This window comes from Caballeronia sp. LZ001 (assembly GCF_031450875.1).
GTDB lineage: Bacteria > Pseudomonadota > Gammaproteobacteria > Burkholderiales > Burkholderiaceae > Caballeronia.
The window spans coordinates 2,134,306-2,147,120 of sequence record NZ_JARTVX010000004.1; the positions used below are offsets into that span (position 1 = coordinate 2,134,306).

Genomic DNA, 12,815 nt, shown 5'->3' on the forward strand with positions numbered 1-12,815 from the left:
ATTCGACGATCACTTAACCTTTTCCCTAAGCGCGAACTTTCTGGATTAACGGCACTGGAAGGAAAAAATTAAACAGGCGGTGAAGATCGATTTGATTGAGGCACGCGTAGTCGACGGGCGCATCTCATGGCGGAAGACGCTCAGGGGCAATGTTGGATATGCGTGCTGGCTACAGCGTCGGCTTGAACTCGATCCCAGGCGCTTGCAACGATTCCGGCGTCGTTGCGAGCGCGCTTTGGGGTTCGTCGTAGGTGCCGCAGCGTCTCGGCAGACTTGATCGACTCAAGCCGTAGTGGACACATCAAATGGGTGCGTCAACCAATGACTGACGTCCCGCACACGAGGACTGGGGAATCCATGAGGTGGCCGCGCTTTGCGACAGGATGCAAGACGCCCGAGCCGAGGCGTATCCATTAGACGGGCGCTTGCCGCTCATGAGCGCGCCCTGCCGATTGGCGTTTTCGAGAGGGCGATGGGGTTTTCCTAGGTGATGTCGGCACCTAGGATGGTCCCCCCGGCAGGAATCTCCCGGCAAACAGCAAACTTTTAGGCAACACTATCAAATGCCTTCAAACTCAATGCTGGCGGGCGTTCGGCGCGTTCGGTAGCCGACATTTCCGACATCGAAATCCATCAGAATTCCCCGCATTTCGGATATGCTTTACGCCAAATTTACGCCAACTGATGGGGAAGCATGGCAACGTACAGGAAGCGCGGCACGAGTTGGCGCGCAGAGGTGGCAAAGGGCGGCGTCCGAGAGTCGGCCACATTCGATACCAAGGCCCAGGCTGTCGAATGGGCCACGAAGCTCGAAGCTGAGATTGCGGGTGGCCGGCGGCGGGCATACGCGAAGGTCCAGAAGACGCTGTCCGACGCGATGGACGAATACCTCAATAAGATCTCGCCGAATTTGGGCAAGCACGACTGGAATGTGACCCGCATCGCTTTTTTGAAAGCCGAACTGGACTTCTGCGGCGAGCTGATCCGCAATGTAAGGCCCGAGTCGATCGCTGACTGGCGAGACAAGCGCCTAAAGAATGTGAAGTCATCGACCGTTAACAGAGACATGAACCTGCTTTCTGCCGTGTTCGAGGCAGCGAAAACGGAATGGAAGTGGATTCACGATAATCCCTGTCACGAGGTGAAGCGTCCAAAAGACCCGCCACCTCGCCGCCGGCGCGTTCCGGACTCAGACACATCGCTCATGACCCATGCTCTTGGACTTGAAGATGGAACGATAATTGCGACGACGCAGCAGTACGCTGCGGTGGCCTTTCTTATCGCGATTGAGACGGGAATGCGGCAAAGAGAATTGCTAAACACTATTCGACCGAACGTCCATTTATTGCAGCGGTACGTGCATATCCCGAAATCGAAAAACGGTGATGCGCGTGATGTTCCGCTAACAACTAAGGCGGTTGAGTTGTGGAAGCGCCTTCCGGAGATTCAGGGTGATCAAAGGTGTTTCCCTATAGCGCAGAGTAGTGTCGATGCATTGTGGCGCAAGGTACGAAACAAACTTGCTCAGAAACATCCGCATATGGCTGATCTGCATTTTCACGACTCACGGCATGAAGCGACCACAAGACTTTCGCGGAAGCTTAATGTGCTGGCGCTCGCCAAGATGATCGGGCATCGCGATATTCAATCGTTGATGATTTACTATGACGAGACGCCAGCGGAACTCGCTGCGCGCCTAGACTAGGCCGCAGACAGAGAACAACCATGAAAATCAAGATTTTGATTGTGGCAGGAGTAGTGAGCGTTTTCGAGAGCGCAAACGCCGCGCAATAAGCCGAATGTGCGAACAGGGTTGAGCCTCCGTCCTGTGATCGCGTGATTGACGCTATGCGCTTCGCAGACGAACATCAGGCGCAGTTTCAGGCACAGCAGGCCGCCATGCCCAAAGGCGGCGGCGCGCAAACGCCCTACCCCCTGCCCGCCAACATGCCGACCATCATCATTCAATCGCAGTAACGCTTAACTGCCGTGATAGATCTCACCCTGCGCGCCGGACATCATGAAAAGTTTGAGTTTGGTGCCCGCGACTTCAATGCCGAAAACTGCGCGGCGGTCGAGTTCGCGCCGAATGAGTAGAGACTGCGGACGACCGGCGTCGCCTGAAGCAGGACCGCAAAAACGATCGCGCCCGCGATCACCAGAACGAAGGGCGTCGGCAGGAATGAATCGCAAACCGTACTGATGCCGAACGCCATGTACGCCGCCTGAAAATCCGCAATTGCCTGATCGCCCAGCAGCACGTACGCAAGGCCACGAAACAGCGCCAGCGTGCCGATGGTCACGGCCAGCGAAGGCAAACCGAAGCGCACGATCACGAGCCCGTTCATTAGCCCCGCAAGCACGCCGGACAACAGCACGAGGACGATGACGAGCGGCATCGGCAAACCCATGTGCCAGAGCACGCCCATCAGCGCGCTCGATGCGCCGAGCACCGACGCCACCGAAAGATCGATATGCCGCATCAGCACATCAACCCATTAGCCGGAGAGACATACGCGCGCTCGGACCGGATTTTCCCATCACTAATCGATGCATCATTCGCACAACTACGCACGATATAGATCAACGTTTCAGGAAGCTGTTTTGGATTTCAGTGAGGCCGACAAAGATGTGCCGAAGTCCATCAGTAACGCTGCGCGTTCACCTTGTTATGATCCGAGGCAATGCGAAATAGGCGCACATAGGCGTCATTCGGCGTGAGGACTTGAAGTATAGGGATGTGTTCTCGACGACTCGGGTCGGTCTTGGCAGAGCTGCTTGCCCTGAATCGAGATATCGGCACCGGGATCGTGGAAGAGCCTGGAGATCACGCAAGCAACGTGCTCGTCGAGACGTGCCCAGAATTTTTCCGCCATGGTTTATCCTGCTTCCGGTTGGTGCAGCGCTTCCGCGTTTGCGTCTACTGCTTCCTCGGTGCGAGGCTTTCTTTCGATATCTTTGGTTTCCCTTGCCGGGCCTACGCCTTTATCGAATAAGTGACTTGCGATAACGCCCTGCGCTTGAAGGGTAAAGACCTCACGCTGGGACGTTTAGCACTACCCCATGCGTCGGCGTCAGCATTATCGGCCATCCCAGAAGAAGCTTCTGCAACCACTAGTGACAGCCCGACATAGCGGCGTGTCTATCGCCCATGCCTACAGCGGTGCTGGATTTGCGGTACGTCACTGGTTGCTTAGAGTTTCATCGCGACGGACTCCTGACTCATACCACCGGAGTTTAAATCGATGTACCAGTCGATCGCGGTGGCACCTTTCAAAACACGATTGAATGAGAAATGCGCCTATTCCAAGTGGTGCGCCGAGGCATCCCCGCCGTGCGCTCATGTGCATTGATCATTCTAGTCAACACCGGTCTTTATAAGCACCGACGGCGCCTTTTTTGGCCGCCTAGCAATCGCTCAAAGGTGGGATGTCGCCGAGGAAGAAAATACTGTGGCGAATATCCCGGCACTTCTTTCTCGATAGCGAAAGGCCCGGCGTCAGCGTTGTAGAAATCAAATCTTTCTACAATATTCGTGCCAGGCCAACGTGCTCGGGCAATATCTCCATTCACCGTCTGATGTACATATCGCGGATCAAGACTCTCCATGATACTTATTTCTCCCTGATAAGCTTTAACGGGAGTAAAAGTTTCAATTGAAAGCTTTGCGGCAAAGGAGCGAGGCCCGCCATCCGCCCCATTGCAAGTTACAAGTCGCAAGTAATTATAGTCCTCGAGGGAATAATAACAACGCAGAAGCCGACTCACCTGGCTCGCCGATGCGTTCATTTCACCAATATGCAGTTCGCCGTTCACGAAACGTGAATGAGCAACAAGGTTGAGACGCTTGGCGTTCTTATAAATGTCGTCAAACAAATAAAAGCCAGGTTCTGACGCTACAAGCTCCATTGCACCTCCCAGAGTAATGCGTGATGCGTAAGACAACTTACTCCGTCGGGCGAAACGTTGCGAGACCTGCCGCACACCGCCAGCGAACCCGCATATGCCGACGGCGAGCGATACCCATCCGAGTACAGCCGACGCCTTCGGATCGCTATCCTCAACAGCGCCGCTCGCGATCGCCGTAACGTCAGCGACTACGCCCGCCGTTCCAACAGCCAGTCCTACTGCGGACGCGCTCTCGATTGCGGCTATAACGCCGCCTGCTGCGGCGATGGAAGCGCCTGCGGTGAATGCTGCAAGCCCTAGCCCCACTACCCCCAGGCCGATACCCATCCAGGCTTGCCAACTGAGATGTCCGGAGGGATCCAGCCTATTAATGGGGTCGCCCGCGCAATATGCGTAAGGGTTAATGCCGCCCGCCCCAAACGGGCTCAGACTGTCTGGGCATGTGAAGCGCATCAAGCTAGGACTGTAGGCTCTGTACCCGTTACCAAGATGGTAGGCACCGCTCACGGCGTCTCGCCGTTCTCCGCCATAAGCCGGGAGGCCCGGTGCCTCACTTCTTTTCACCATACGGGCCATATACCTACTCCACATGTTAAGTTCTATTAAACGCAGCAACGACTTCATGGCCATCGCTAGTACCAGTGAGCCACGTCGTCTGCTGCGCACCGTCGTTAACCTGCGCCAAGGTGGCCGGACCCAAACGCAGTAGGTGCTGCTCCCGACCCGCAGTAGAGTCTGAGATCCAATTTGAAAGTTGCTCCGCCCGGTAATTGTGTTTAAGCTGAGAGCGCGACCCGGTCAAAGCCCTGAAATATAGCTTGCCTCGCGAGACCAAACGAGCCGCAGCATCATCAACCTAATGGCCTGTGTGTATAAACCGAAGGGAAACTAAAGTACCTATCTCATAGTGAGTTCAGCATACTTGTTTGGATTGATTGCGTCGATTCTGCTCAGGAGCAGAGCTGCTTTCCTCATGGGCTTAGCGGCGGAGTCAGCGGCGGACGTTGCGGCACAAAGTGGACTGGTTGATAATTCAGTCGAGACTTGTCAACACGGAACCGATGACCGTTTGCGTTGAAAGCCCGAAATTGATAGCGAAGCACCTCAGAAGGGTTTGTGATGTGGGGAGGTGCTGGATAAAGCGCATGCATCTCACGAAAAAGGCCCTCAGGCCAAAACCTCGGCGATGTCGCATACACGCGTCCAGCATAAGCTTTCACCGGTTTGTTAATCATGGTGGCAAACCTCTGAGCGTAAGAATTCGCTCCTCCATAGCCAGCAAAACAAGATACAAGTCGAACGTAGCGATAGGCATCTATGTCGATAAATGACTGTTCTAAGACATACGCAAGTTGGCCAGCCGTGAGTAAGTCGGTCGGGTGCCTCTGCAAGAAAGTAATTCCATGCTGATGTGTTGAATGCGCTACTATATTCAGGCGCCTCAGGCCTTTATAATTGTCACCGAAATAGAAGGCAGATTGATAAGGGAAAACCAAAAGCCTGATATTGCCTCCCATTGCGACAAATTCGGGAGCCCCCTCGTTCGCTGTGCGAGCAATACCGCGCAACCCAAATGGCCGTGCGAAAGCCACTCCAAGAGCACCCGCGCCCAGCGACATCCACCCTAGGATGGCTGATGCTTTCGAATCGCTATCCTCAACAGCGCCGCTCGCGATCGCCGTAACGTCAGCGACTACGCCCGCCGTTCCAACAGCCAGTCCCACGGCGGAAGCGCTTTCGATTGCGGCTATGACACCGCCTGCAGCGGCGATGGAAGTGCCCGCGGTGAATGCCGCGAGCCCTAGTCCCACTAACCCCAAACCGATACCCATCCACGCCTGCCAACTAAGATGTCCGGAGGGATCCAGCCTGTTAATGGGGTCGCCCGCGCAATATGCGTAGGGATTAATGCCGCCCGCTCCAAACGGGCTCAAGCTATCCGGGCATCGGAAGCGCATTAATGCGGGACTGTACGCTCTGTACCCGTTACCCAGATGGTAGGCGTTGCTAAATGCATCGTGCCGCTCCCCGCCGAATGCCGGGAGTTTTCTGTCTGCATTCCGTGTGCTGCTTGATGCCGTTTGATCCATATGAAATCTCGAATGTCTGCGCTTCGTCTGACGTGACAACAACGTCGTGTAGGTCGTTCAAAAGCAAAGCCGTGTTGTCATCTTCCGTGACGTTCATTTTTTGCACGAACAGTGTCGTCAGGCAAGCGTCCCACCGGAACGACCGAACACCACATTCGCGAATACAACTCGGATTGGTTAGTTATTCGCTAGAATCTGAACCGTCGTTCAGCGCGCGGCGGATCGACGCATTATTGATGGAGGAATACCGAGTATCCCGCTTCGCTAATCAAATTCTTTGGCCGCGTTACTCGACGGCTCGTCTCCGGTGATCAGACCTCGCCGTTGCAGCATGAGCACGTAGTGCTGCAAGTATGTTGCTCTCATTCGGGCGTCGCCATCAGCATCGTCAACTATTGCAAAAAGAGCTGCTCCAACCGTTGGTGATAACTCGGCGTAGCGACGGGCTCCATCGCCCATGCCGCCGGCGGTGGTGCCTGTACCTGGGGCATTGACACCGCTGGTTTTTTTGGTAATTGCGATGCGCAGCCGACGAGTGCCGTGAGCAATAGCGGTGCGATTTTTCGCATTGTCTGCTTCATGGGACGTTTTCTCACGGTGGAATTGTTGATCGAGCGCGGCAATACGAGCGGCCGCTGCGTTGTGAGCCGCGATCGCAACGCTCGCTTCCTTCGCTGCGTGCTCCGACAGGGTCGCGAGCTTCCGTACGTTCGCCTCGTTGTCGCGCGCGTGAGCGGCCTGCTCCGTAGCGAGCTGGCTGTTGTCGAACACGTGAACAGCGCCGCCGCCGATTGCGACGCCAACAGCGCATGCTGTCAGCCCGGCGATGAGGTATGGTGCGTAACTCATAAGTCTCGCTCACAAAGCGCTCGCTCTTCGGCGCGACGCTTCACTAGGCCGGGAAGCACTTTCCCTCGCGAGCTCACCCACTGCGCGCGACCATCGTCCGATTCGTTGATCGCCCGGCATGCGCCCCTCCAATCGTGCTCATTGAATCGCTTTGCGGTCGTGCTCGCACAATAGTTGCGGCCGCCTATGTTGTAGGCGAAACTCACCGCGGCCGCGAGTTGGCTCGGATGATCCTTGAGGCCCGGGGTACATCGAAGCACATCATCGGCATGCGTCATGAGTTGGCGGTTCAACGACTGCCAGCACTCGTCCGGACTGTACGACTGGCCGACAACGACGTCATGCGTGTCGCCGTTGCATTTCGTCGCAACGCCCACAGGATCGAGGTAACCGCGATGCACAACCCCTTCGAAGCGAGGCACGATGCAATACAGCGTGGTTGCAGCTACGGTGCCGACTATGCCCGCGAGCGCTGCTTTCCCAAGGTTTGCCATTCAATGATCTCCAGAAACAACAAAGCCCCGGCTGCCGATGGCAAGCGGGGTTTCATTAATATTGAGCAGAACTACGCGCGAGACGACTCGCGTTCGCGCGCGCGTTGGTCGCGCCGGTCTTTTCTCCAGGCGAACACGAAACTCGCGCTAATATAGGCAAGCGTCGCCACCGCCACCCACCAGTTGATATCGTGCTTGCCTAACCACAGCCACATGTTCCCGCCTGCCACGGGCGCGCACTTCGCCGCGCTCGCAACAAATTCATCGTTCATCGCTTCTCCCACATTCATCCTGGTGAGCGATCGCGCATGCCGTTGCGTTTGCAATGGTTAAAAAAAGCCGCCCGGAGGCGGCTTAAAGACCATCACCATGCTTCGAGAGACCTCACCGTGCGCCGCAGTCCCGACACCGGCGAACGCACTGCTGCGAGGCAAGGCCGATTTTTACAACACAGCCTTTCCGATGCAAGCGGCTTGTGCGCATGCTTCAGGTGCAAACGGTGTGAATCTTCGGATGTACGTGATCGCTTGTTCCTATTCAGGCTCATCGCCTTTCACAGTTGCTTAATACGGCGTTTCTGCTACCGCTCCATTCCCGCGGTCCCGGCCCCGCGCAGATTCGTACCTGCCAAGTCCGCGCCGCGAAGCTTCGCTTTTTCCAGACGCGCGCCATCCAGGTCCGCGCCGCTTAGGTCGGCTCCGCGCAAGTCAGCTTCGGACAGGTCCGCGCTGCGCAGACATGCTCCGCTCAGATTCGCGCCCTCAAGCGACGCTTTCACAAGAACCGCGCCCCGCAAATCAGCGCCACGCAGGTCCGCGCATGTGAGCTTTGCTCCAGTGAAGTCGACATCGCAAAGCGAGGCGTTCGCGAGCTTCACATTCACGAGCGGCGCACTGCCCCGATGCTCGCCGCCAAGATCTGCGTGACTTAAATTCCTGTTCGCGGCTTGACTGAGATCGTCAGCAAGGTTGTCGCTCTGCGTGGTTAGAATCACCGCGCCGGTATGACGGTTTTTGATCTCAGTACCACGCTTCCATGACGTGTCGCTGCGAATTGCGCCGTCGAGGTTCGCGCCCTCAAGCATCGCGCCGCTCAGGTTGCAATCGCGCAAATCAGTCCCTCTCAAGTCAGCTCCGTACAAGTTAGCGCCCATCAAATCCGCGCCACGCAATACAGCCCCAGCCATCTTGGCATTGACCAAATTAGCGCCGCACAGAACGGCACCGCTCAATTGCGCGCCAACGAGCACTGCCTCCTCTAGATCGGCACTGCGCATATCGGCTTGTTCAATCGTAGCTCGTTCCAGATTCGCCCCCACCAGATTTGCGTCGGCCAGGCGCGCTGCGCGCAACTGCGAATCTGATAGCGGAGCGCCACTAAATATTGTTGTTTTACCCAGGTCGATATGGCTGAGATCACGCTTTTTGGAAACAGCCTCACGCAGCGAATCTCGGAATTTATCGTCGGTTTGCGTGAGGACCAGTTCGCCCGTTCGGCGATTCTTATAGTCGAAACCTTTGTTCCAAGGTAGAAGTCCCCACCTGGTCTCGTTCGCTTGCATCCGCGTCAATCCATTTCGTATCGCATGCCAGGCCCGGCTTCACTCGGAAACCAGGCGCTTGAATGAGGGCTTTTGAAGTCGCCAGATGGAGAGGGGATCGCATAGATCGCCCGGACCCAACAATATCCTGAACGGCGCTCGGCTACCCGCATCCGTGCGGAGCCAATTTCGCCGTATAGGTTGCCCCTGGCGTCAGTGAACTTGTCCGTCTCACCTAGGCGAATCTCAACACGCCATTGCAGTGTGTTCGTTGCGCCTTCGAGCTCGCAGTCGATCATCAACGCTCTACGATCACGGCCCAGGCGCAGGTCCTTGATTGAGACCAATCCATTGAGCGTCCGGCTCACCTCAGCCACCTCCGATAAGAGACCGTCCCACACCTCGGCCTGAACGCGCACTTTGTAGTTGCCGGGCTTTAAGTCGTGCACGACCCACTCGCACTTCGTGTTTGCAAGCCGCTCTTTCTTCATCTCGTGACCCGGCTCATGCCATTCAATCAGATACTGCTTGGCGCTGGCCACCGCGCCCCACGATATCTTGGCCGACATTCTGGCACCGTAGTCCGCGAGTGCTTCAAGGCGTAGGGCGCTTGGCGCGGCAATCGGCACATAAGCTTGATCGGTCTTGTCAGTCGCCGCCGCATTGTCGACGAGCGCGAACTTTTCTGGCGCATGCCGCGTCGCCGTGATCGTGAAAGACGTTCCGTCATGCGATTCAGAAACGCTGACCACGCGATACAACTGCCGTACCTCGGCTGCCGGCTGAATCGTCCACGCGGCACCACAAACCGGCGTCTGCAAAAGTGTCCTGCAAGGCGTAACCTCCGCGCCGTGCGCACTCCCAATTTCCACGCGCTGAATCTGCGCATCCGGCAGCATCAACGTCAGATAGTCCCCGCAAAGCGCTTGCACCTCGCGGTCCAGGATCACATGGCCTGTCTCGCTCACCGCTTTGACACGCCCACCGGCCGAACGCTGCGAGCGCAACGGATCGGCAATCTCTATCACCTGTCCGGGAAGTGCAAGCGCCCCATCGAGCCCGACGCCGAATGTCACCGTATCGGTCTCTAGGCGCGATGTATGGAGCAACCAATGGCCTGCGCGTTGCGCCTGTGATCGGCTGGTGCAGCCAACGGCGGTGATCTCAGCGGTGTTATACCCATACAGCGCAATACCGTCGGCATCTTCAACGCTCTCGACGGCGCGCTGAAACCCATTGTCCGGGTCACACCACGTCACCATCACGGCCGTGTAGCGTGACTTCAGCGCGCTCCCGGCGTACCTGAACACCCCTTCCACTACATTGCTCGGGTTGTAGATGTATGCCGGATCGCACGGCATGTCCGCCGACGTCAGCACACTGCCCGCGCACCAATAAGCAATCCCCCGAAATATGCTCGCAAGCTGTTGCAGCAAAGCGAAGGCGTGCGTGCGTGATGTGATATAGCAGTTGCAGGTGAACCGCGGTTCTGTGCCGCCGCCACTACTTGGAACCTTCTCGTCGCAGTATTTTGCGATGGCATACAACGCATACCGGTCTACGCACGACTCGTTCACCCAGGCACCGGCGCCGTACCGCCGATTGAGCAGAAGATCCCTAAAAATCCAGGCCGGATTGTCGGTCCAAGCTCGCTTGAATTTCCCGGTCCACGTGCCCTTGTACTCGCGGCCGGCCGGATCGTAGTTGTCCGGTACCTCAACCAGCAATCCCTTCATGTCGTACGAGCGAACAGGTACCCGGTCGAATTTCTCCGTGCTGATTTGCATCGCCACCAGCGCGCTGCCGGGGTATTTGAACTTTCCGGTGCAGCGCTTGGTGTAGCTAAGCACGTGCGCTGTGCCATGCTTTTTACCTGCATTCTCACCCTGGTCAATGACGTCTGTACGGGAGATTTTCAAGACGAATCGCGCCCCCGCAGCCAAATGCACGGGAAAGGTAAAGGTCTTGCAATAAACCTGACAGACGCCGGTGATTTTCCAGGATTCGGTCTTCGGCGGAGGCTTGTCCTTCAACCCGGTGATTTCCCAGGACTCGGTCTTCGGCGGAAGCTCGTCCTTCGACAGTGTTCTATAGGATGGTTCGAACTGCAGCTCGACCGTCGCGTTGGTGTGCCCCTTGTTCGAATCCCACCACAGATTGCTCACTTGGACAGTAACATCCACCTCACTCACGTCCGGCTCGGAGACCTCGATCGAACAAGGCGTGAAATGCGTCACCTTGATCTTCCCGCCGCTCTCCTCTTTGTCAACCAGACGACGCTGCAGCTCGTGACCGACTTGCACCTCACTTGAGGCCGCCGTCACCCAGTCAATGGCGTCTTGCTGAATCTGCCCCTCACGGGTCTCAAACTGCTCAACCTGAAAATTACGGCTTCCATCATTGTTTTCGACCGGCACGCCGTCCAAATAAACCGAGCGAAGCTTAACTTGATCTGCTTCTGCTAAACCGGAAATTTCCCCCTCGGAGATCAGATCGACCGTGGTGCAACACAGGCGGCTCTTAATGGGCGTCTTGAATTGTTCAGCCAAACTGCCGCTCGCTTGTGATAGAGAGTTTTTCTCAGCCTCCTCTTGCTCGGCGCTCGCATGCGCATCGACGGCTTGCATGCTGGCGCTGATCACGGTCGAACCCACGCGCATACGGCCATAGAGGAGCGGTACGGGCCCGCCCTGAGCGACCACATTCTGGATACCTGGCATCCCATGCTGGTTTGCCGTAGGCGGTGTAGGTGTTTGCGGCGAGAGCATTTGCGCGATTCCGCCAAGCGCCAACGATCCTCCCATGAGCATCATGTCGATGCCGAACTTGTTGCCTGGAATCAGCCACATCGACGCAGCGCCTGCCGCGGCAAGCGCCACGCCCGCAATCGTCTGGAAGATTCCGCCCGCCTTACTTCCTGCAAGCACCGGTGCGATGCGAATCGGCTCGCCGCCAGACGGCCAGTCGAGCTGCGTCTCTGTCACGTTGCGCTGTCCGACGAACACCGCATAGCGCACGCCTTGTTCCCCGCTCTTGCAGAGCTCGCGCCAAAAGCCCGGAATCATGGCACCAAGGGCACCGATTGCTTCGCGAGGAGAACGCACGACATAGGCGTGGTCGCGACCGAACTTGGCCCCCAGACTCCCATAGAGCCTGATTGGGCGCACTACATCTTCCAATTGAGCGTCTCCCGATGACGCAGCACATGCGTCACGTGTTTGCGGTAACGGGGCAGCGGCTCGCGTCGCGAAAGCTGACCCCAAAGGTGATGCAGTATCTCGTCGTTCCCAAGATAGACTGCGGCGTGGTTGGGCACGCCGTATCGGCTCGCAATCGCCATAAGTAAGACGTCGCCCGTATGCAAACGCGCGTCGAACCCCAGGCTGATGAAGCCCGCCGCTTCGTAGTTGTCGAGATACAGCGAGCACGCAGTATCGGTCCACCACTTTCCGGCGCGTTCGAAGTCCGGCAACTCCAGCCCAAGTGCGGCGTGGTAATAACGACGCACGACGCCGTAACAATCGTCCACGCCGTGCACAAAGCGCGCGCCGATCAGCGGCGCAGAGGCAGTCGCTTGCGCGAAAGCTTGCGCCGTAAATTGGTGAAGGCGGCCTGCCTGAGCGGCGCCGCCCTCGCCGCGTTCAACGCTTTGGATGAGCCACACCGGAACGCCTGACGTCCCACATGCAAACAGGTCATCAAGGCTTGGCAGAGCACTCGCATCAGGATGCGAATGAACGATGGCCTGCACGCATCCCAAGTCTTCTGCGCAAGCGTACTCGGCCGCTGAAATGGAGAAGTGCTCGGACGGAAGATTTGAAACATTGGCGCACGGCAGGTAATCGCCGTTCACGATTAGCCCGCACGATTCGTTCGGATAACTCGAAAGCGCGTGCGATTGAATTGCCGCACGCGTGCGCCCGGCAAGCATCA

11 protein-coding genes and 3 pseudogenes are annotated in these 12,815 nt (G+C 57.1%); 3 read left to right on the forward strand and 11 right to left on the reverse strand.

Features of this window, described 5'->3' with window-relative positions:
• Positions 1 to 694: 694 nt before the first annotated feature.
• Positions 695 to 1,705: a site-specific integrase gene (locus P9292_RS20740; RefSeq protein ID WP_309842106.1), complete on the forward strand. Its 1,011-nt coding sequence runs from the start codon at positions 695 to 697 to the stop codon at positions 1,703 to 1,705.
• Between the two features lie 143 nt (positions 1,706 to 1,848).
• A complete protein-coding gene (locus P9292_RS20745; protein WP_309842102.1) occupies positions 1,849 to 1,977 on the forward strand; it encodes a hypothetical protein in 129 nt (42 codons plus the stop codon).
• Positions 1,978 to 2,010: 33 nt separating this feature from the next.
• On the opposite strand, the pseudogene P9292_RS20750 reads toward P9292_RS20745, so the two are convergent.
• A pseudogene (locus tag P9292_RS20750) lies at positions 2,011 to 2,477 on the reverse strand (ABC transporter permease); the annotation flags it as partial.
• Positions 2,478 to 2,765: 288 nt separating this feature from the next.
• On the opposite strand from P9292_RS20750, the gene P9292_RS20755 reads away from it, so the two are divergent.
• Positions 2,766 to 2,996 carry a hypothetical protein gene (locus P9292_RS20755; RefSeq protein ID WP_309842099.1) on the forward strand — a complete coding sequence of 77 codons (231 nt, stop codon included), beginning with the start codon at positions 2,766 to 2,768 and terminating at the stop codon, positions 2,994 to 2,996.
• Between the two features lie 379 nt (positions 2,997 to 3,375).
• On the opposite strand, the gene P9292_RS20760 is transcribed toward P9292_RS20755, so the two are convergent.
• The 10 genes and pseudogenes from P9292_RS20760 to P9292_RS20800 all read right to left on the reverse strand — a co-directional run bounded on the left by P9292_RS20760 (position 3,376) and on the right by P9292_RS20800 (position 12,813).
• The gene (locus tag P9292_RS20760; RefSeq protein ID WP_309842097.1) at positions 3,376 to 4,236 is read right to left on the reverse strand and encodes a hypothetical protein; all 861 of its coding nucleotides are present in this window, start codon (positions 4,234 to 4,236) and stop codon (positions 3,376 to 3,378) included.
• 30 nt (positions 4,237 to 4,266) lie between these two features.
• Positions 4,267 to 4,539: pseudogene (locus P9292_RS43220) on the reverse strand (RHS repeat-associated core domain-containing protein); the annotation flags it as partial.
• Between the two features lie 341 nt (positions 4,540 to 4,880).
• Positions 4,881 to 5,741 (reverse strand): hypothetical protein, encoded by an 861-nt coding sequence (locus P9292_RS20765; RefSeq protein WP_309845338.1) that lies wholly within the window; start codon positions 5,739 to 5,741, stop codon positions 4,881 to 4,883.
• A 30-nt stretch (positions 5,742 to 5,771) separates the two neighbouring features.
• A pseudogene (locus P9292_RS20770) lies at positions 5,772 to 5,999 on the reverse strand (RHS repeat-associated core domain-containing protein); the annotation flags it as partial.
• A gap of 264 nt (positions 6,000 to 6,263) precedes the next feature.
• Positions 6,264 to 6,848, reverse strand: coding sequence for a lysis system i-spanin subunit Rz (locus P9292_RS20775; RefSeq protein WP_309842095.1), 585 nt, complete (start codon positions 6,846 to 6,848; stop codon positions 6,264 to 6,266).
• Entirely contained in the window at positions 6,845 to 7,342 is a 498-nt protein-coding gene (locus P9292_RS20780; RefSeq protein ID WP_309842093.1) for a lysozyme, read from the reverse strand. The genes P9292_RS20775 and P9292_RS20780 overlap by 4 nt, the downstream gene beginning before the upstream one ends.
• A 71-nt stretch (positions 7,343 to 7,413) precedes the next feature.
• On the reverse strand, positions 7,414 to 7,614 hold the full coding sequence (locus P9292_RS20785; RefSeq protein WP_309842091.1) for a hypothetical protein: 201 nt from the start codon (positions 7,612 to 7,614) through the stop codon (positions 7,414 to 7,416).
• A 308-nt stretch (positions 7,615 to 7,922) separates the two neighbouring features.
• Positions 7,923 to 8,903, reverse strand: coding sequence for a pentapeptide repeat-containing protein (locus P9292_RS20790; protein ID WP_309961042.1), 981 nt, complete (start codon positions 8,901 to 8,903; stop codon positions 7,923 to 7,925).
• Between the two features lie 5 nt (positions 8,904 to 8,908).
• Positions 8,909 to 12,061, reverse strand: coding sequence for a phage tail protein (locus P9292_RS20795; protein ID WP_309961045.1), 3,153 nt, complete (start codon positions 12,059 to 12,061; stop codon positions 8,909 to 8,911).
• Positions 12,049 to 12,813: a Mov34/MPN/PAD-1 family protein gene (locus P9292_RS20800; protein WP_309964106.1), complete on the reverse strand. Its 765-nt coding sequence runs from the start codon at positions 12,811 to 12,813 to the stop codon at positions 12,049 to 12,051. The genes P9292_RS20795 and P9292_RS20800 overlap by 13 nt, the downstream gene beginning before the upstream one ends.
• Positions 12,814 to 12,815 lie beyond the last annotated feature (2 nt).